Raw genomic sequence first — 18,558 nt, forward strand, 5'->3', positions numbered from 1 at the left:
GCGATTTCATCTTTAAAAGGTCGAAATCACCGACGAAAACAGAGCGCCATAAGCGCTGGCAACGTGCGAGAGACTGGCACAGTAATGGCACTTCTACCAAACCGGTCTGCGTCGCGGCATCAACAGACAGCTATAACTCGTTGTAGTTCTTGGCTTTTCTTATGAATCTACAGCTCTGGTATGCTTTCCGGCCTTCGGCCCGAGGTAGCAACCATGCAACTCATCGATATCGGCGTCAACCTGACCAACCCCAGTTTCGCCGACAAACACCAGGCCGTGCTCGACCGGGCCTATGCGGCCGGGGTCTGCCAACTGGTGCTGACCGGCACCAGCGTCGAGGGCAGCGAGCAAGCCCTGGAGCTGTGCCAGCAACTCGATGAAAGCGGCCAGCGACTGTTCGCCACCGCCGGTATTCACCCGCACTCGGCCAGTGACTGGAACGCTGACAGCGCGCGCCGTTTGCGCAGTCTGCTGCAGGAGAAAAACGTGGTAGCCGTGGGTGAGTGCGGGCTGGATTTCAACCGCGATTTCTCGCCACGCCCGCAACAGGAAAAAGTACTCGAAGAACATCTGGCCATGGCCGTTGAACTGCAACTGCCGGTGTTCCTGCACGAGCGCGACGCCAGCCAGCGTTTGCTGGAGATATTGAAAGACTTCCGCGATCGACTGCCGGCCGCTGTGGTGCACTGCTTCACCGGCGAGCAAAAGGCGTTGTTCAGCTACCTCGATCTGGATTTGCACATCGGCATCACCGGCTGGATCTGCGACGAGCGCCGCGGCACGCATTTGCATCCCCTGGTGAAGGAGATCAAGCGCGGGCGTTTGATGCTGGAAAGTGACGCGCCGTATCTGCTGCCGCGCACGCTGCGACCGAAACCGAAGAACGGGCGCAATGAGCCGGCGTATCTGACTGAAGTGCTGCGTGAGGTGGCGTTGCACCGCGGCGAAACCGAGGAAGATCTGGCGGCCCACACCACCGCGTGTGCCCGAGCGTTCTACAACCTCCACGCCCTCTCCTGACACACCAGAATTCCCCTGTGGGAACGAGCCTGCTCGCGAAAGCGCTGGTTCAGATGGCGTAAATGTTGGCTGACACGCCCTCTTCGCGAGCAGGCTCGCTCCCACAGGGGGGCGATGTGTTCTGTTGATGTGCATCAAGATCCGCATATCTGCATAGCGGCACAATAATGGCACCTTGCCAAAACTGTTTCCGCTATCAGAGAAGACCTCCATGGGTGCCTGGCTTAGCAATATCTCGCTGAAATACAAATTCTGGGCGGTCAACGCGGTCGCCTTCATCACCACCCTGTTGTTGGTGTTGTACGCCGTGCAGCTCGAACAGCAGGCGCGCAGCCACGCGTCACAGGTCTCGGCGCAAGCGCAGGCGCAATTGCTCAAGGCCTGGCCGGCCGGGCAGCCGTTGCCGAAAGCCGAGCAAGTGCTGACCTTCAAACGCGGTGAGGCTCCGCGTTTGAATGATCAACCCCTGCTGGAAATCACTGAAAGCAACGGCTGGAACGCCATCAATCACCTGCCGCTGTTCGGCGAAAATCCGTTGATGGGCGCTGAAGTGTTCAGCCGCGCCGATGGCCAGCAGGTCGCGGTGATTGCCTATGGCCCGAGCCTGGGTCAGGTGTTCAGCGAGCGTTTCGCCAACTATGCGGTGGCGGTGTTCATCCTGATGTTCGCCATGCTCTGTGCCTCGCAACTGCTGATCCGCTTTCTGCTCAGCCAGCTCAACACCTTGAAGGACGTGATGCTTCACGTTGAGAAAAGCGGCGATCTCTCGGCCCGTGTGCCGCTGGCCGGCAAAGACGAAGTCGGGCAGATGGCCAATGCGTTCAACGCAATGCAGGCCGGTTATCAGCGCGTCGTCACCACAGTGGCCAACACCGCACGGCAACTGGATGTCGGCGCGGCGCGGCTGGCGTCGAGCATGAACGAGGTGCGCCACGGCATGCTCGGTCAGCAGAGCGAAACCGATCAGGCCGCCACCGCGATCAACGAAATGACCGCCACCGTTTATCACATCGCCCAGCACGCTGGCGCCACCCGCGATCTGTCGCAGACCGCCGATGGCCTCGCCGGCAGCGGTCAACAAGTGGTCGCCCGGGTGCAGCATTCGATTGCTGGACTCTCCAGCGGTGTGCAGCAAACGGCCGAGATGATTCAGCGGCTGGCCGAGGACAGCCAGAAAATCAACGGCGTGGTCAGCGTGATTCACAGCATTGCCGAGCAGACCAATTTGCTGGCGCTGAACGCCGCCATCGAGGCCGCCCGCGCCGGTGAAATGGGCCGGGGGTTTGCCGTGGTTGCCGATGAGGTGCGTAACCTCGCCAAACGCGTGCAGACCTCGACCGACGAGATCACCACCATGGTCTCGGCGTTGCAGGCTGGCACTCGCGATGCGGTGGATTTCATGCAGGAAAGTTCGTACAAGGCCGACGATTGCGTGCAGCAAGCGCAAGAGGCCGGCGCGGCGCTAGCGGAAATCACCGGAGCGGTGGCGCAGATGCGTGAAAGCAACACGCAGATTGCCGTCGCGGCGGAGCAGCAAAGTCAGGTCGCCGAGGAGATGAGCCGGGCGGTGGTGAGCATTCGCGATGTGACCGAGAACACCGTGCAACAGACGGTGGATTCGGCGACCACCAGTAATGAGTTGGCGACGTTGGCTGGGGAACTCAACAAGGCGATCGGGCAGTTGAAACTCTGAGGGCCCTTTCGCGAGCAAGCTCGCTCCCACATTGGATCTGGGGCGCTCACAAATCCTCTGTGGGAGCGAGCCTGCTCGCGAAGGCGTCAGTCTGCTCAGCATCGAATCCTGCGATGACGCCTATCACTTCAATAGCCAACCTTGATTCGCCGCCCTCCGCGCCCGGGCCTATTCTTCAACCATGAGTTCAACATGGATCGAGGAGTAGAAAACATGGGCAAACGTCACCCCAACCTTCCCGCGTGGCAATGGCGCGCGTACCCGGGCAATCATCAGCACCCGACCAATCTGGTGCTGCACCTGATTGCCGTGCCGCTGTTCATCGTCGCGTTTCTGCTGATTGTCTCCGGGGTGTTCAGCCTGAGTCTGGCCAGCGTCGCCATCGGCGTGATCGGTATCGTTGCGGCGCTGGGTTTGCAGCGCCACGGCCACAGCCTGGAGGCGCAAGCCTCCGAGCCGTTCAGTGATCGAAAAGATGCGGTGTCGCGGTTACTGGTCGAGCAGTTTCTGACTTTTCCGCGCTTCTTTCTCAGCGGCGGCTGGTGGCGCGCCTGGCGAGAGCGCCACCGTCGGCATTGAGTCAGGCGAAGATCGTGACGGTCTGGCGACTCATCGCAATCAACTGCCCTTCTGCGCTCCACAGCTTGGCGGCGATATGGCCGTAGCCGTCAGCGGCATACTCGATATCGGCGAGGTACTGGCACCAGTCCAGCGTGCTCAAATCGTGTAGCGGCTGCACGAATTCAATGGTCCAGGTCAGCGTACTGCCGGGTGCCGGCTTCTTCAGATACGGCAACAGCGCGGGCGGCCATGCATCCACCAGAGCCAGCAGATGCGCCTCGTTGACCGGCTCTTCTTTGACATCTCCACGCAACCGCACCCAGCCGCCCATCAGCCGCGATTGATTACCGGTGAACGGCATACCGCCGACGCTCCAGCGCATCGCCAGATGGCGCATGAATTCCGGGGTCACGCCTTTGATGTAGGGCAATTCCTGGCATTCGTCCCAGTGTTTCATTGACGGCGCCGGGTAGGCTTCGACTGCCACCTCCGAAGGCCGCGAAGCACCGAAGCTGCCCTGGACGATCGTCACCACCTGACCCTTCTGCATCGCCCGGCCCATGACCTGGCTGACGGCTTTGCCTTCGCGCAACACATCGACTTCGAAACTCACCGGCACGTCTGGCTCGACAGGGCCGACAAAGGTGATCGCCAGCGAACGCACCGGGCGATCCGCCGGGACTTTCGCGCGCATGGCTTCGTATTGCAGCGCGGCAACCAGACCACCGAAACTGGCACGGCCCTGGCCCCATTCGGCAGGAATGGTCAGTTCCGGTTGGCGGCGGACCGCATCGAGCAGATCGCTAAAGCGCATGGCAACCTCAGAAAGCGAGAAAGGAATGCAGGGATCTTAACCAGACCTGCACCGCGCCGCAGCGTCTATTCCGGTCAAATGGGCTGACAGAAAGGCCTTACACCACTTCTTGGCACACGCAACACCCTGTGGGAGCGAGCTTGCTCGCGAAGGCGGTGTGTCAGGTAAAAATGTACCGCCTGACAGAACGCATTCGCGAGCAAGCTCGCTCCCACATGGGGTGTGGTGAATTCAGGATTATTTGAAGCAGGAGCTACTAAGTTTTTCGAGCACGCGATCGGCTTTGGTTTCAGCGGTAATCATGGTCGCCTGCCAAGTGGCGACGCAGGGTTGCAGATCTGCCTCCAGCTCAGCTTTCGCCAGCCACTGCCAGCAATCGTGCCAGTCACCCAACGCGCCTTGCGCGGACTTCAATCGCTTCAACGCTGCGGCGGGCAAGCGGTCCAGTTCGGGATAAGCCTCGATGCCGTAGCGCACGCGCTTGATCAGCAAACGCAGGCGATGGCGGTCGTGGGCTGGGTCGTGCAGCGCCTCGTCGAGCTTCTGCCATTGCTTGCCCAAGCGTTTTTCGATGCGTTTGTCCAACCCCTTGAGCAAGCCCTGACGTTGGGAAGCGCGCAGGAAACGTGGAAAAGCGTCGAGAATCATCAGCAGCGAAGCGACCTCGGCACTCGCCGCCAGCGCCGGATAGGCCTCGGCCATCTGCGTCATGCGCCGTTGCGCGGCTTCGGGCTGATCATGTTTGAGCAGGTAAGCCGCCAACACTTCGCGATCGCGCCACGGTGTGGTCAATTGACCGACCGCCGAAGCGGCGTCTTCCAGTTGCTCGACACCGGGCAAACCGCGCAATGGCCTTAACAGACTGCGCAAGCGCCGCACCGTCGTGCGCAGATCGTGCAACGCCTCGGGGTCGGTGCGTGCAGTCAGTCGCGCCTGACAGGCCAGCAGCCGCACTTCCAGACTCAGGACATGAGCCACCAACCGGTCAACCATAGGTTTACTCCGTAAACAGTTAGAAGCTGCAAGCTGCAAGCTACAAGTTGTGTGAGCGCCTACTACTTGTAGCTTGCAGCTGAAATCTTGCCGCTGCTTTTATCGGCCGGCGCGGGATTCGCGAATGTAGAAACGCGCCTTCTCGGCCTTCTTGCTGCAGCCTTCAAACCCTTCGAATTGCTGCTGGGTCTTGGCGGCGGTCAGCAGCGACAACGCTTTCGAGTAACTGACGGTGCCGGCAAAGCCTTCGGCCTTGGCCAGATCCAGCTCATGCCATGCCGCGTCGAGCTGGCTGCCGCAGCTGTCGCGGTACGCGGTTTTGCCGGCGCAACCGGCCAATGCCAAAGCCATCAACGGCACACAGATCCAGGCTTTCATCACTCACACCTCAAAATAGGTCAACAGTCGTGCAGGTAAGACGGTAAGGCTGCAAAAAAGTGCCTTGCCGACGGGTGAAACCGCGCAACTGAGAAGGATAGCGCCGAAGGGTCATGCAGTATCGAAAAAACGACGTCACCGGCGCACTCAACGACCTCGGCGATTGAGCCTGCCCGGCGATGGGTGCATTGTGGAACCTTGTCGGGAGGACGCTGGATGAAAAAACGTGTCGCGCTGGTACTGGGCTCCGGTGGCGCCCGGGGCTATGCCCATATCGGGGTCATTGAAGAGATCGAGAAACGCGGTTACGAAATCGCCTGCATTGCCGGTTGTTCGATGGGCGCCGTAGTTGGCGGGATCTATGCCGCCGGCAAACTCGATGTTTACAAGAACTGGATCGAAAGTCTCGACTATCTGGATGTGCTGCGCCTGGTCGACGTGAGTTTTCGTCTCGGTGCGATTCGTGGCGAAAAGGTCTTCGGCCAGATCCGCAAGATCGTTGGCGAGATCAACATCGAAGACTTGCGCATCCCCTACACCGCCGTCGCCGCTGACCTCACCAATCAGCAGGAAATCTGGTTTCAGGAAGGCTGCCTGCATCAGGCAATGCGCGCCTCGGCGGCGATTCCCAGCCTGTTCACGCCAGTGATGCAAGGCAATCGCATGCTGGTCGACGGCGGCATTCTCAACCCGTTGCCGATCGTGCCAGTGGTGTCGAGCCACTGTGATCTGATCATTGCGGTCAATCTCAACTCGACCAACCAGCGTCATTACAAATTGCCGGTGATCCAGCGCCCGGCCGCGTTCCGCTCGCGCTTCGACAGCCTGATCAGCTCGCTGGGGTCGAAGATGCCGTTCCGCCGAACACAGGCCGAGCAACTGTTGCGGCTCGAGCAGGAAGCGCTGCGCGCCGAAGCGGCGGACATCAATCCCTGGCTGGACGGCGCCGAGCCGGAAAGCCAACAACCGGCGGCCGCGCCCGAGCGTGAAGGCGCGCCGAAATCGGCGACCGGTTCGTTCATCATCGATAACGTCGGGCCGGCCTCGTTGCTGGATTTGATCAACCAGAGTTTCGAGGTGATGCAGACCTCTCTGGCGCAATACAAGATCGCCGGGTATCCGCCGGATATCCTGATCAATGTGCCGAAGCGGGTGTGCCGGTTTTTCGAGTTCTACAAGGCGCCGGAGTTGATCGCGCTGGGACGGGAGATTGCGCGGGATACGCTGGATCGGTATGACAGTGATCAGGGGTGATCTGACCTGATTTCTCGGGTAGGTTCGATGGCCTCTTCGCGAGCAAGCTCGCTCCCACATTTGGAATGCATTCCCCTGTGGGAGCGAGCCTGCTCGCGAAGAGGCCAGATCAGCCGATATCGCTCAAAAGCCGATAGCCAACCCCTGCCTCAGTCACGATAAACCGCGGCCGCGTCGGATCATCCGCCAGTTTCTGGCGCAAATGGCCCACCACAATCCGCAGATAATGGCTGTCCTCGGTGTGCGTCGGCCCCCAGATATCTTTGAGCAATTGCTGCTGGGTGATCACCCGCCCCGGATGCCGCGCAAGTTGCGCCAGCACCGCGTATTCCTTGCGGGTCAACGCCACTTCGACACCGTCGAGCAACACCCGCCGATAGGCCAGATCCACGGTCAACGGGCCGAAGCTCAACGCCGCCTGCTGCGCCTCTCCCGTCGGCGCCTGACGCAACAAGGCGCGCACCCGGGCAAGAAACTCCTGAATGCCGAACGGCTTGGTCACGTAGTCATTGGCACCGCCATCCAGTGCCTGGACTTTCTGCCCTTCGCTGGCACGCACCGACAACACCAGCACCGGTGCCGTCGCCCATTCGCGAAACTCGCGCAGCACTTGCTGGCCGTCCATATCCGGCAAACCGAGGTCGAGCACCAGCAAGTCCGGCTTGTTCAGCGCGGCCTGCGCCAACCCTTCGGCGCCGGTGCCGGCCTCAAGCACTTTGTAACCTTGGGAAGCGAGGCTGATGCGCAGAAACTTGCGGATCTGCGGTTCGTCGTCGATGACCAAAATGGTCGCGGTCTGGCTCATGAATTCACATCAACACAAAAGATTGGCAAGAGAGTAGCGCAGTCGGATTCAGCCTTCATCGTCCAACCCCGGTTGTGTCTGCAACGGCAAGTGCAAGGTGATGCAGGTGCCGCGTCCATCAATACCGTCGGCAACGCTGATGCGACCGCCGTGCGCGCCGACCATACCCTGACAGATCGCCAGCCCGAGGCCGGTGCCCTGGCCGCCGCGATCACCCCGGGCAGCGGTGTAGAACATGTCGAAAATCTTCGCCCGTTCATCCTCGGGAATCCCCGGCCCCTCATCGCTGACCGAGAAGAAAATCTCTTGGTCATTCGCTCCCGCGCTCAGTTGCAGGCGACCGTTGCTTGGCGAGAAGCGTGCGGCGTTTTCCAAGACATTGACCAGCGCCTGCTCGATCAGCGCGGCATGCACGAACAGCAACGGCAACTCGCTCGGCACATCGGTGCTGACCTGCAACGGCGCCAGCACCGCACGCAGACGATTGAGCGAACTGCCGACGATGTCGGCCGGCGACACCCAGTCCCGCGCCAGCTTCAAAGCACCGTGGCCAAGGCGCGTCATGTCGAGCAGGTTCTGAATGTAGCGGTCGAGGCGTTCGGCTTCATCTCGGGTGCCTTCGAGCAGCTCACGGCGATCTTCCAGCGGAATCGCTTCGCCGAGGGCCAACAGGCTGTCGATGCTGCCGCGCATGGCAGTCAGCGGCGTGCGCAAGTCGTGGGACACCGAGGCCAGCAAGGCACTGCGCAACTGCTCCGTCTCACCATGCAGACGTGCGGCTTCCAGATCATCCGCCAGTTGCGCCCGCGCCAGCGCTTGGGCGAGCGGCTGACTCAACGCGGTGAGCAAGCGCCGGCGCTGGCCGCTCAAGGTCTGGCCTTCTTTGGCACACACGCCGAGCAGCGCCAGCGGCCCATCCTCCACGGAAAGCGGCCACCACCACCAACGCCCGAACGGCAAGGTGCCGGTGCCCATGCCCGCCGGTTGATCGTGTTGCCAGGCCCAATCGGCGGCGGCGCGTTCGGCCTCGGTAAATTGCAGCGGCCCGCCGGTTTCGACTTTCCAGCCGCCCTGCCCGTCGCGATTGAGCAGGCACAGTTGCAGATCGCTCCAGCCATTGAGGTGTTGCGCGGCGGCACTGACCACGGCTTGGCGGTCGGTCGCGGCGGTGAGTTTGCGCGACAGGTCGAGCAGTTCGGTGGTCTCTTCCTGGGTGTCGCGCAGGGCCTGCAATTGCCGACGCTGCCGCGCCGCAAGATTGCCGGTGAGCGCCGCCATCAGCAGGAAGAACAACAAGGTCAGCACGTCTTCTTCGCGCTGAATGCTGAAAGAAAAATTCGGCGGAATGAACAGAAAGTCATAGGTCAGAAACGACAGCGCCGCACAGGCCAGCGCCGGGCCGAGACTGCTGCGCACCGCCACCAGCAGCACCGCCGCGAGGAACACCAGCGAGATGTTCGGCAACGGCAAGACGCTGGACACTGCCCACGCCAAGGCACTGGCCAACACCGTGGCGACCAGCGCCAGCGCGTAGTCGAACCACACCAGCGTCAGCGGGTTTCGCGGGCGCGATTGCGGGTGTTCATGATCGTTGTCGAGGACGTTGATTTCCAGCCCATGGGCCTGACGCAACAGACGCGCCGCCAAGCCACCGCCGAACAGTCGACGACGCCAGCTCGGCCGAGACTGACCGACCAACACCAGACTCGCACGGCGCTCGGCGGCATGCTGGACCAAGGTTTTCGCCACTTCACCGGCGCGCAATAAAACCACTTCACCACCGAGGCGTTCGGCCAGTTGCTGAGCGCTTTGCAGGCGCAGGCGTGATTGCTCGTCGCGTACGCTGCCGTTGTCGACGTGCACCAGACTCCACGGCAAATGCCTGCGCTGGGCGACGCGGCTGGCATGCCGAACCAGGCGTTCGGCCTGCGCATCGCCATCAACGCCGACCAGCAATCGCCCGCGCACTGCCGGGGCGGCTTGCCCGAGTTGGCGATAGCCTTGGGCGAGATCGTTATCGACCTGCGCGGCGGCGGTTTGCATCGCCAGTTCGCGCAATGCGGTGAGGTTGGTCTGGGTGAAAAATGCATCGATCGCCGCCCGCGCCTGCTCCGGCACGTAGACTTTGCCTTCACGAAGACGCTCGAGCAATTCGCGCGGCGGCAGGTCGATCAGCAGCAGTTCGTAAGCTTCTTGCAGCACCCAGTCGGGCAGTGTTTCGCGAACCTGCACACCGGTGATGCCGCGCACTTGGTCGTTGAGACTTTCCAGATGCTGGACGTTGACCGTGGTGAACACGTCGATGCCGGCGGCGAGCAGTTCCTGAATGTCTTGCCAGCGTTTCGCGTGACGGCTGCCGGGAGCGTTGCTGTGGGCCAGTTCATCGACCAGCACCAGTTTCGGCTTGGCGGCGAGGATACCGTCGAGGTCCATTTCTTCGAGCATCACGCCACGGTATTCCGAGCGCACCAGCGGTTGCTGCGGCAAACCGCCGAGCAGCGCTTCGGTTTCGGCGCGGCCGTGGGTTTCGACCACGCCGGCAATAACTTTCACGCCTTGGCGCAGTTGCGTGTGCGCGGCCTGGAGCATGGCGTAGGTTTTGCCGACACCGGGGGCGGCGCCGAGGAAAACCTTGAGCCGGCCACGGCCGTCACGGGGCAGGTCTGCTAACAGCGCGTCGGCGCGGCCGGAGTCGCTCATGCTTGAAGTTCTCTCTTGCTGATTGATCGTTCCCACGCTCTGCGTGGGAATGCAGCCCGGGACGCTCTGCGTCCCACCAAAGCAGACGCAAAGCGTCCATTGATGGATTCCCACGCAGAGCGTGGGAACGATCATCTTCTACAGTTTTTCCAATGCCATGTTCAGCGCCAGCACATTCACCACCGGCGGCCCCACCAGCGGCTGTTCGATGTGCGCATCGAGCAGTTGTTGCAAGGTCGATACCGGCAAGTTTCGCGCCGTCGCAACACGCGCCAGTTGATAGGCAATTGCCGCCGGAGGCAAGTGTGGATCGAGGCCACTGCCGGAAGTGGTCAGCAAGGCCAATGGCACCGGACCCTGGCCGGGAACCTGCAATTTATTGGCGTCGTCGATCACCCGTGTGGCGAGTGCCGGATTGCTCGGCGCGAGGTTGCTGGCGCTGCTGGAAACCGTCGCAAACGCACCGGCCGATGGCCGTGGATGGAACCATGCATCGCCGACAAAATCCTGGGCAATCAGCGATGAGCCGCGGACCTTGCCGTCGGCGTCATGCACCAGGCTGCCGTTGGCTTGCTCTGGGAAGGCAACCTGAGCGACACCGGTCACCACCAGTGGATAGGCGACGCCAGTGACCAGGGTCATCAGTACCAGCAGGCTCAGGGCCGGACGTATCATTGTGGACATTTCAGGATCCTCGAATTCATTGGGCAAACTTTGGTGGGGTGTCAGGGGAATCTTTTCCCCCTCACCCCAGCCCTCTCCCCCAAGGGGGCGAGTGAGAAAGGGGGCCGATCTTTGTGCTGTTCAAAACTGCGTTCGGCTCGGTATTTCAGGTCGGTGCAAATCCCTTAAAGGCCTAGCTCAGTCCCCTCTCCCCGCCAAGTCGCCAAAGGGAAAGGGAAAGGGAGCCGATTTCTGTGCTGTTCAAAACCTGAGTTCGGCTCGGTATCTCAAGTCGGTGAAACTCTGATAAACCACTCGATCTGATCTGGTCAAACGATACTGGACACGGTTATAGGGTTTTACCCTTTTTCATGCCGCCAGGGCTTCCATGGCTACGGGAGTTCGATAGCCGTTGTAACTGTGTAGCCTGATCCGATTGTAATAGTGGGTCAGGTAGCGCAACACATCGGTACTGGCCTCGTCTTCGTTTCGGTAGCCAGCCTTGGGTATCCATTCAGATTTCAAACTGCCGAAGAAACGCTCCATCGGGGCGTTATCCCAGCAGTTTCCTCGTCGACTCATGCTTTGTTTTATCCGCATCTCCGACAGCGTTTCACGGAACATTTTGCTGCTGTAATGACAGCCCTGATCCGAATGGAACATCAAGTTTTCAGGGCGTCCTCGCGACTCGAAAGCCATCTTCAACGCTTTACAGGTCAGAGCCGAATCGGGACTTCTGGATATCGCCCAGCCGACGATGCGTCGGGCATACAGGTCTAGTACCGCAGCCAGATAAACCCAATAAGTACCGGCCCAAATGTAAGTCACGTCGCCACACCACACTTGATTGGGCGCCTCAACGTTGAATTTACGCTGCAAATGATTAGGGGCGTATTGAGCCTCCGCGCCGCTAGGTTTGTAACGATGCCTGCGCCGTTGCTGGCTCTTCAATCCGATCTCGCGCATCAGGCTACGAGCCATGTAACGACCTACCGACTCCTTTTCGTTACACAACGCCTTTGCCAGGCTGCGCGCGCCCATTGAGCCGCGACTTTGCTCATGTAATTCGGCAGCCTTGATCTTGAGTCGATCGCGCTCGACATCCACTTTTGTCCGCCGTTTCAGACGCTCGTAATAACTGCTGCGGTTGATACCAAATACGCCACACAACTCGGATCTTGGATATTGCTCGCTTAACTCCTCGACCAGCCTTACCGATCGAGGGAATCCGACATCAAGAGAGCAGTAGCCTTTTTTAAAATTTCCTTCTCGCGCTCAATCCGTCGGATTGTTGCTTCCAGTTCCTGGATGCGTTGTTGGTCAGCGGTCATGGCCTTGGACTTCTCAGGTGTCTTCCCGCTGCGCTCTGAACGCAGTTGCTCAACCCAGCGGCGCAGAGCTGTAGGGCCTACACCCATTGCTTCACAGGCTTCGCTCACCGAATAATCTTTATCCAAAACCAGGCAAGCCGCGTCCCGTTTGAAATCTGTCGAAAAATAGCGTCTGGTCAAATCACACCTCGTCGTTGGGCGTAGATTAACGCCCTTTAGGGGTGTCCAGAATCATTAAGCCAGATCAATCAGTCCCCCTCTCCCCCCGGGAGAGGGTTAGGGTGAGGGGCTGCGATATCAGCCTCACACCAGATGCAGCGCGGTGAGCAACATGTCGATCGCCTTGATCCCCACAAACGGCACCACAATCCCGCCCAATCCATAGATCAACAGATTGCGCCGCAACAACGCCGCCGCACTCGCCGCCTGCACCCGCACCCCGCGCAGGGCCAGCGGAATCAGCACCACGATGATCAGCGCGTTGAAGACGATGGCCGAGAGAATCGCGCTCTGCGGACTGGTCAGTTGCATGATGTTGAGCACGCCCAGTTGCGGATAAATCGACGCAAACAGCGCCGGCAGGATCGCGAAGTATTTGGCCACATCGTTGGCGATGGAAAAGGTCGTCAGCGCGCCACGGGTCACCAGCAATTCCTTGCCGATCTGCACCACGTCGAGCAGCTTGGTCGGATCGCTGTCGAGGTCGACCATGTTCGCTGCTTCGCGGGCAGCCTGGGTGCCGTCGTTCATCGCCATGCCGACGTCAGCCTGGGCCAGCGCCGGTGCGTCGTTAGCGCCGTCGCCACACATCGCCACCAGACGACCGTCGTTTTGCTCATGACGAATACGCGCGAGTTTTTTCTCCGGCGTGGCTTCGGCGAGAACGTCATCGACGCCCGCTTCAGCGGCGATGGCAGCAGCGGTCAGCGGGTTGTCGCCGGTGACCATCACCGTGCGAATCCCCAGTTTGCGCAGTTCGGCAAAGCGCTCGCGGATGCCCGGTTTGACCACGTCCTTGAGGTGAATCGCACCGAGCAATTTGCCGTCGGCACAGACCAGCAAAGGGGTACCGCCGCTCTGCGCGATCTTGTCGATTTCCCGCGACAGCGCCGGGGCCAGATCCGCGCGTTTCTGGCCGAGGAAACTCAGCAGCGAATCCACCGCACCTTTGCGGTAGACACGACCCTGATAGTCGACGCCGGACAAACGGGTTTCCGCGCTGAACGGCACCGCAATCAGGGTTTCCAGCGCCGGCTCAGGCTGCGGGTGCAGACCGCGCAGGTATTCGACGATGGATTTACCTTCAGCAGTTTCGTCAGCCAAAGAGGCGAACAGCGCACCTTCTGCCAGCTCGCGCCCGGTCACACCCGGCGCGGCATACACCGCGCTGCAGCGACGATTACCGAAGGTGATGGTGCCGGTCTTGTCCAGCAGCAGCACATGCACATCACCCGCCGCTTCCACTGCTCGACCGGATTTGGCGATCACGTTCAGTCGCACCAGTCGATCCATCCCGGCGATACCGATCGCCGACAGCAGACCGCCAATGGTGGTCGGAATCAGCGTGACCAGCAGTGCCACCAGAAACACCAGCGGCAGGCTGCCGTTGGCGAAATGGGCGAACGGTTGCAGGGTCACCACCACCAGCAGAAAGATCAGGGTCAGGCCGATCAGCAAAATATCCAGCGCCACTTCGTTGGGCGTCTTCTGCCGTTTGGCGCCTTCGACCAAGGCGATCATGCGGTCCAGAGTCGATTCACCGGGGTTGGCGGTGATCTGCACCAGCAACCAGTCGGAGACCAGTCGCGTGTTGCCGGTGACGGCCGAGCGGTCGCCGCCGGATTCGCGAATCACTGGCGCCGATTCACCGGTGATCGCCGCTTCGTTGACCGCCGCGATGCCTTCGATGACTTCGCCGTCACCGGGGATCATCTCCCCCGCTTCGACGCGCACCACATCGCCCTTGCGCAGACTCGCTGCCGGCACCACTTGAAAACTGCCATTGGCCAGTTTGCGCCGGGCGCTGAGGCCTTCGCTACCGGCCTTCAGACTGTCGGCGCGGGCCTTGCCACGACCTTCGGCCAAGGCTTCGGCGAAGTTGGCGAACAGCACGGTGAACCACAGCCACAAAGCGATTTGTGCGGCGACGAAGGTCGGCACATCCGCGTCAGGAATGAAGCACAGCACGGTGGTGAAAATCGCCGTCAGTTCGACCACCAGCATCACCGGCGAGCGCTTCAGTTGCCGAGGGTCGAGCTTGACGAAGGCTTGCAGCAGCGCCGGCCGCCACAGAGCCGAGATTGCAGTTTTCGGTGCTTCTGCCGACTGGGTCGGCACCGCAGGTTTTGCAGGAACATGCATATTCATGATGGATTCCTTAGAAGCCCATACTTAAATGTTCGGCGATCGGGCCGAGCGCCAGTGTCGGCAGAAAGGTCAGGCCGCCCACCAGCAAAATGGTCACGGTCAACAGGGTCACGAACAGCGGGCCGTGGGTCGGGAAGCTGTTCTGCCCGATCGGTGCGGTTTTCTTCATCGCCAGACTGCCGGCCAGAGCCAGAACCGGAAGGATGTAACCGAAGCGACCGATCAACATGCCCAGACCCAGCATCAGGTTGTGGAACGGTGTGTTGGCGCTCAGGCCACCGAACGCCGAACCGTTGTTGGCGCTCGCCGAGGTGTAGGCATAAAGCAACTGACTGAAACCGTGCGGGCCGGGGTTGCTGATGGTCGCCGCAGCACTGGGAACCGCTGCGGCAATCGCACCGAGCACCAGCACGCCAACCGGCATGACCAGCAGGGTCACCACCAGCAATTGCACTTCCCGAGCCTGGAGTTTCTTGCCGAGGTATTCCGGGGTTCGGCCGATCATCAAACCGGCGAGAAACACCGCGATCAGCACGTTGAGCAACATGCCGTAGAGCCCGGCACCGACGCCGCCGAAGATCACTTCACCGACCATCATGTTGACCAGCGCCACCATACCGCTGAGCGGGTTGAGGCTGTCGTGCATGCCGTTGACCGAGCCGTTCGAGGCCGCCGTCGTCGTCACCGACCACAGCACGGTGGCGGTGGTGCCGAAGCGCGCTTCTTTACCTTCCAGCGGTGCGGTCTGTTCGACGGCGGCGTTGTTCAGGGTCGGATTCGGTTGGTATTCAGCCCACAGCGAAGTCGCGCCGCCGATCAGGAACAGCGCGAGCATGCAGGCGATGATCGCGCGGCTCTGACGCAGGTCTTTGACGTAGTGGCCGAAGGTGAACACCAGCGCCACCGGGATCAGAATGATCGAAGCGACTTCGAACAGGTTGCTCCACGCGGTCGGGTTCTCGAACGGGTGCGCCGAGTTGACGCCGAAGAAACCGCCACCGTTGGTGCCCAGTTGCTTGATCGCAATCTGGCTGGCGGCCGGGCCGAGCGGGATCACTTGATCAACGCCCTGCATCGTCACGGCATTCACGTACTGCGCGAAGGTTTGCGGCACGCCTTGCCAGACCAGATACAGCGCCAGCAACAGGCACAGCGGCAGCAGGCCATAGAGGGTGGCGCGGGTCATGTCGACCCAGAAGTTGCCGAGGGTTTTCGTCGATTTGCGCCCGATGCCACGGCACAGCGCAACCAGCACGGCCAGACCGGTGGCGGCGCTGACGAAGTTCTGCACGGTGAGGCCGACCATCTGGCTCAGGTAGCTGAGGGTCGCTTCGCCGCTGTAGGACTGCCAGTTGGTGTTGGTCATGAAACTGACCGCGGTGTTGAACGCCTGGGTCCACTCCTGACCCGACAGATTTTGCGGGTTCAGCGGCAAGTGATCCTGGAACAGCAGAATTGCGAACAGCAGCAGGAAACCGGCGAGGTTGAAGGCGAGCAGCGCCAGCGTGTACTTCTGCCAGCTCTGTTCAGCCTGCGGATCGACCCCGGCGATGCGATAGCACCCGCGTTCAACCGGGCCGAGAACCGGCGTCAGCCAGGTGCGCTGACCTTCCATTACCTTGTAGTAGAAGCGCCCGAGGAACGGCGCCGGCAGCAAGACCACCGCAAAGAACGCGAGGATCAGCCAATAGTCATAACTGTGCATAGCCGCTCCTAGTTCCGATCCGCGCGCAACAGCGCAACCAACAGATAAATGAACAGCCCCACTGCCAATAGCAGTGACACCCCGTCCAGAACGCTCATGGAAGATCTCCGTGTTACGGCGTATTGCCGCGTGTGGGGGCATTGTCGGAAAGGAGGCTGTAAAGGAACGAGAGCGAGGGGTGCTGCGGGGCATAAAGAAAGCGTAAAGAGTGGGTTTATGCGGGCGTTACAGCTGAGCTTGTGGTGTTTGGGCTGGCGCCTTCGCGAGCAAGCTCGCTCCCACAGGGGAATGCATTGCAAATTGTGGGGGCGAGCTTGCTCGCGAAGACGGCATAACTAGCAACATCGCACCCAACTGGCGCACAAAAAGCAGCTATCCCCCGGCGAACATCCCCGATACGACAGCTTTCAACTCATTACGACTTGTTTCAGCGCACTGGCACGCCCACTGCACACGCCCTCCCCCGAGCTTTCCAAACCGTTCAGGGAGCAAGCGCATGAACACACAACTCAAACCCACGCTGGGCACGTTGCATCTGTGGGGCATCGCCGTAGGGCTGGTGATTTCCGGCGAGTACTTCGGCTGGAGTTATGGCTGGGGTGTCGCCGGAACACTGGGTTTCCTGGTGACTTCGTTCATGGTTGCGACCATGTACACCTGCTTCATTTTCAGTTTCACCGAGCTCACCACAGCGATTCCCCATGCCGGTGGGCCGTTTGCCTACAGCCGGCGCGCCTTTGGCGAAAAAGGTGGATTGATCGCAGGCCTCGCCACGCTGATCGAATTCGTTTTCGCTCCGCCAGCCATTGCTTTGGCGATTGGTGCGTACCTCAATGTGCAGTTTCCGGCGCTTGATCCGAAACACGCAGCGGTCGGCGCGTACATCGTGTTCATGGGGCTGAATATTCTTGGCGTGAAACTGGCGGCCACGTTCGAGCTGATTGTTTGCGTGCTGGCCGTTGCCGAACTGCTGGTGTTCATGGGCGTGGTCGCGCCGGCGTTCAGCTTCAGCAATTTCGCCCTCAATGGCTGGGCCGGTTCGGATGTGTTCGGCGCACCGGCGATTGCCGGGATGTTCGCGGCGATTCCGTTTGCGATCTGGTTCTTTCTTGCCATCGAAGGCGCGGCAATGGCTGCCGAAGAAGCCAAGGATCCGAAACGCACGATTCCCAAGGCGTACATCAGCGGCATCCTGACCCTGGTGTTACTGGCGATGGGTGTGATGTTCTTTGCCGGCGGCGTTGGCGACTGGCGCACCCTGGCCAACATCAATGACCCGCTGCCGCAAGCGATGAAAACCGTGGTCGGCGACAACTCCGGCTGGCTGCACATGCTTGTGTGGATCGGGCTGTTCGGTCTGGTCGCCAGTTTCCACGGCATCATTCTTGGCTACTCGCGGCAGTTCTTCGCCCTCGCCCGCGCCGGCTATCTTCCCGCCTCGCTGGCGAAACTCTCACGTTTCCAGACCCCGCACCGCGCAATCATTGTCGGCGGCATCATCGGCATTGCCGCGATTTACAGCGACGGCTTGATCAACCTCGGTGGCATGACCCTTACCGCCGCGATGATCACCATGGCGGTGTTCGGCGCGATTGTGATGTACATCATGAGCATGCTCAGCCTGTTCAAACTGCGCAAATCGGAACCGAATCTGGAGCGTACTTTCCGCGCGCCGTGCTATCCGTTGATTCCAATGATTGCATTGGTGCTGGCGGTGGTTTGTCTGGTGGCGATGGCGTGGTTCAACGCGTTGATCGGGCTGATCTTCCTCGGCTTCATGGCGGTCGGTTTCGGCTACTTTCTGCTCACCGGGCAACTGCGTGCCAACGCACCGGCCGATGCCATGCTGACAGGCAATTAAGGGATTTCGGGTGTACCGGGTACAAGCGGCCTAGAATGGAACCACTGCGAGTTCACTTCGCTCAAAAGTGGTATGCAGTGTTGTACGGCGAAATCCTCGTCCGTCGACCTGCCATTAAGGAGAGCCGTTATGCCTTGGTATGCCTGGTTGATTCTGATCGTTGCAATCGGCTCGATCGTGGGTGGATTGATGATGTTGCGCGACACCGCGAACAAGGTCGATCTGACCGATGAAGAACGCCGACGCGTTGCGCAACGCAATGCCGAAGCGGACGCCAAAGACGCCCAAGACCGTTGAACACAACCCCGCCTGATCGGCGGGGTTTGTGCTTTTTATAGCCATTGGACCTATCCGCACGTTTTTAAGAAGTAGAAGTACAGTCACCATCTAATTTTCCTTGGTTAAGATGGGGA

The 18,558-nt window shown here is 60.6% G+C and carries 16 protein-coding genes; 6 read left to right on the forward strand and 10 right to left on the reverse strand.

Annotated features, from left to right (window positions below):
• The first annotated feature begins 213 nt into the window (after nucleotides 1-213).
• The 3 genes from ACZZ0G_RS03000 to ACZZ0G_RS03010 all read left to right on the forward strand — a co-directional run bounded on the left by ACZZ0G_RS03000 (nucleotide 214) and on the right by ACZZ0G_RS03010 (nucleotide 3,292).
• Nucleotides 214-1,020 carry a TatD family hydrolase gene (locus ACZZ0G_RS03000; protein WP_463555254.1) on the forward strand — a complete coding sequence of 269 codons (807 nt, stop codon included), beginning with the start codon at nucleotides 214-216 and terminating at the stop codon, nucleotides 1,018-1,020.
• Between the two features lie 211 nt (nucleotides 1,021-1,231).
• Nucleotides 1,232-2,713 carry a methyl-accepting chemotaxis protein gene (locus ACZZ0G_RS03005; RefSeq protein ID WP_463555255.1) on the forward strand — a complete coding sequence of 494 codons (1,482 nt, stop codon included), beginning with the start codon at nucleotides 1,232-1,234 and terminating at the stop codon, nucleotides 2,711-2,713.
• Nucleotides 2,714-2,926: 213 nt separating this feature from the next.
• Nucleotides 2,927-3,292, forward strand: coding sequence for a DUF962 domain-containing protein (locus ACZZ0G_RS03010; RefSeq protein ID WP_007908547.1), 366 nt, complete (start codon nucleotides 2,927-2,929; stop codon nucleotides 3,290-3,292).
• Nucleotide 3,293: 1 nt separating this feature from the next.
• On the opposite strand, the gene ACZZ0G_RS03015 is transcribed toward ACZZ0G_RS03010, so the two are convergent.
• The 3 genes from ACZZ0G_RS03015 to ACZZ0G_RS03025 form a co-directional block, all read right to left on the reverse strand.
• Nucleotides 3,294-4,088, reverse strand: coding sequence for an acyl-CoA thioesterase (locus tag ACZZ0G_RS03015; RefSeq protein WP_463555256.1), 795 nt, complete (start codon nucleotides 4,086-4,088; stop codon nucleotides 3,294-3,296).
• Nucleotides 4,089-4,325: 237 nt separating this feature from the next.
• The gene (locus ACZZ0G_RS03020; RefSeq protein ID WP_463555257.1) at nucleotides 4,326-5,081 is read right to left on the reverse strand and encodes a CHAD domain-containing protein; all 756 of its coding nucleotides are present in this window, start codon (nucleotides 5,079-5,081) and stop codon (nucleotides 4,326-4,328) included.
• A 99-nt stretch (nucleotides 5,082-5,180) separates the two neighbouring features.
• Complete coding sequence (locus ACZZ0G_RS03025) at nucleotides 5,181-5,459, reverse strand: hypothetical protein (protein ID WP_007908543.1); 279 nt, start codon at nucleotides 5,457-5,459, stop codon at nucleotides 5,181-5,183.
• A 216-nt stretch (nucleotides 5,460-5,675) separates the two neighbouring features.
• Here ACZZ0G_RS03025 and ACZZ0G_RS03030 point away from each other — a divergent pair, with 216 nt between their 5' ends.
• Nucleotides 5,676-6,713 carry a patatin-like phospholipase family protein gene (locus ACZZ0G_RS03030; protein ID WP_463555258.1) on the forward strand — a complete coding sequence of 346 codons (1,038 nt, stop codon included), beginning with the start codon at nucleotides 5,676-5,678 and terminating at the stop codon, nucleotides 6,711-6,713.
• Between the two features lie 109 nt (nucleotides 6,714-6,822).
• Here the strand turns inward: ACZZ0G_RS03030 and ACZZ0G_RS03035 are convergent, their stop codons facing one another.
• From ACZZ0G_RS03035 to kdpF, 7 genes are all read right to left on the reverse strand, one after another.
• A complete protein-coding gene (locus ACZZ0G_RS03035; RefSeq protein ID WP_463555259.1) occupies nucleotides 6,823-7,518 on the reverse strand; it encodes a response regulator in 696 nt (231 codons plus the stop codon).
• A 48-nt stretch (nucleotides 7,519-7,566) separates the two neighbouring features.
• Entirely contained in the window at nucleotides 7,567-10,218 is a 2,652-nt protein-coding gene (locus tag ACZZ0G_RS03040) for a DUF4118 domain-containing protein (RefSeq protein WP_463555260.1), read from the reverse strand.
• Nucleotides 10,219-10,356: 138 nt separating this feature from the next.
• Nucleotides 10,357-10,902, reverse strand: a complete 546-nt coding sequence (gene kdpC / locus ACZZ0G_RS03045; RefSeq protein ID WP_463555261.1) for a potassium-transporting ATPase subunit KdpC — start codon at nucleotides 10,900-10,902, stop codon at nucleotides 10,357-10,359.
• Between the two features lie 348 nt (nucleotides 10,903-11,250).
• A protein-coding gene (locus ACZZ0G_RS03050) for an IS3 family transposase (RefSeq protein ID WP_463555262.1) occupies nucleotides 11,251-12,392 on the reverse strand; the annotation gives its coding sequence in 2 pieces (ribosomal slippage) (nucleotides 11,251-12,131 and nucleotides 12,131-12,392; 1,143 coding nt in all).
• Nucleotides 12,393-12,515: 123 nt separating this feature from the next.
• Nucleotides 12,516-14,579, reverse strand: a complete 2,064-nt coding sequence (kdpB, locus tag ACZZ0G_RS03055; protein ID WP_463555263.1) for a potassium-transporting ATPase subunit KdpB — start codon at nucleotides 14,577-14,579, stop codon at nucleotides 12,516-12,518.
• A gap of 10 nt (nucleotides 14,580-14,589) precedes the next feature.
• Nucleotides 14,590-16,284 carry a potassium-transporting ATPase subunit KdpA gene (gene kdpA / locus ACZZ0G_RS03060; protein WP_463555264.1) on the reverse strand — a complete coding sequence of 565 codons (1,695 nt, stop codon included), beginning with the start codon at nucleotides 16,282-16,284 and terminating at the stop codon, nucleotides 14,590-14,592.
• Between the two features lie 8 nt (nucleotides 16,285-16,292).
• Nucleotides 16,293-16,382: a K(+)-transporting ATPase subunit F gene (kdpF, locus tag ACZZ0G_RS03065; protein WP_007899818.1), complete on the reverse strand. Its 90-nt coding sequence runs from the start codon at nucleotides 16,380-16,382 to the stop codon at nucleotides 16,293-16,295.
• A 398-nt stretch (nucleotides 16,383-16,780) separates the two neighbouring features.
• On the opposite strand from kdpF, the gene eat reads away from it, so the two are divergent.
• Together eat and ACZZ0G_RS03075 are read left to right on the forward strand one after the other, a co-directional pair.
• Entirely contained in the window at nucleotides 16,781-18,145 is a 1,365-nt protein-coding gene (gene eat / locus ACZZ0G_RS03070) for an ethanolamine permease (protein ID WP_160058933.1), read from the forward strand.
• A 129-nt stretch (nucleotides 18,146-18,274) separates the two neighbouring features.
• Nucleotides 18,275-18,442 carry a DUF2897 family protein gene (locus ACZZ0G_RS03075; RefSeq protein WP_463555265.1) on the forward strand — a complete coding sequence of 56 codons (168 nt, stop codon included), beginning with the start codon at nucleotides 18,275-18,277 and terminating at the stop codon, nucleotides 18,440-18,442.
• Nucleotides 18,443-18,558: the final 116 nt, after the last annotated feature.

It is taken from the genome of Pseudomonas sp. AC169 (assembly GCF_979258515.1).

Bases quoted from the DNA above. Each gene is read 5' to 3' on its own strand.
- ACZZ0G_RS03000 (WP_463555254.1), top strand. From the start codon at position 214: ATGCAACTCATCGATATCGGCGTCAACCTGACCAACCCCAGTTTCGCC.
- ACZZ0G_RS03020 (WP_463555257.1), bottom strand. From the start codon at position 5,081: ATGGTTGACCGGTTGGTGGCTCATGTCCTGAGTCTGGAAGTGCGGCTG.
- ACZZ0G_RS03040 (WP_463555260.1), bottom strand. From the start codon at position 10,218: ATGAGCGACTCCGGCCGCGCCGACGCGCTGTTAGCAGACCTGCCCCGT.
- ACZZ0G_RS03010 (WP_007908547.1), top strand. From the start codon at position 2,927: ATGGGCAAACGTCACCCCAACCTTCCCGCGTGGCAATGGCGCGCGTAC.
- kdpC (WP_463555261.1), bottom strand. From the start codon at position 10,902: ATGTCCACAATGATACGTCCGGCCCTGAGCCTGCTGGTACTGATGACC.
- ACZZ0G_RS03035 (WP_463555259.1), bottom strand. From the start codon at position 7,518: ATGAGCCAGACCGCGACCATTTTGGTCATCGACGACGAACCGCAGATC.
- kdpB (WP_463555263.1), bottom strand. From the start codon at position 14,579: ATGAATATGCATGTTCCTGCAAAACCTGCGGTGCCGACCCAGTCGGCA.
- ACZZ0G_RS03005 (WP_463555255.1), top strand. From the start codon at position 1,232: ATGGGTGCCTGGCTTAGCAATATCTCGCTGAAATACAAATTCTGGGCG.
- ACZZ0G_RS03075 (WP_463555265.1), top strand. From the start codon at position 18,275: ATGCCTTGGTATGCCTGGTTGATTCTGATCGTTGCAATCGGCTCGATC.
- eat (WP_160058933.1), top strand. From the start codon at position 16,781: ATGAACACACAACTCAAACCCACGCTGGGCACGTTGCATCTGTGGGGC.
- kdpA (WP_463555264.1), bottom strand. From the start codon at position 16,284: ATGCACAGTTATGACTATTGGCTGATCCTCGCGTTCTTTGCGGTGGTC.
- kdpF (WP_007899818.1), bottom strand. From the start codon at position 16,382: ATGAGCGTTCTGGACGGGGTGTCACTGCTATTGGCAGTGGGGCTGTTC.
- ACZZ0G_RS03025 (WP_007908543.1), bottom strand. From the start codon at position 5,459: ATGAAAGCCTGGATCTGTGTGCCGTTGATGGCTTTGGCATTGGCCGGT.
- ACZZ0G_RS03015 (WP_463555256.1), bottom strand. From the start codon at position 4,088: ATGCGCTTTAGCGATCTGCTCGATGCGGTCCGCCGCCAACCGGAACTG.
- ACZZ0G_RS03030 (WP_463555258.1), top strand. From the start codon at position 5,676: ATGAAAAAACGTGTCGCGCTGGTACTGGGCTCCGGTGGCGCCCGGGGC.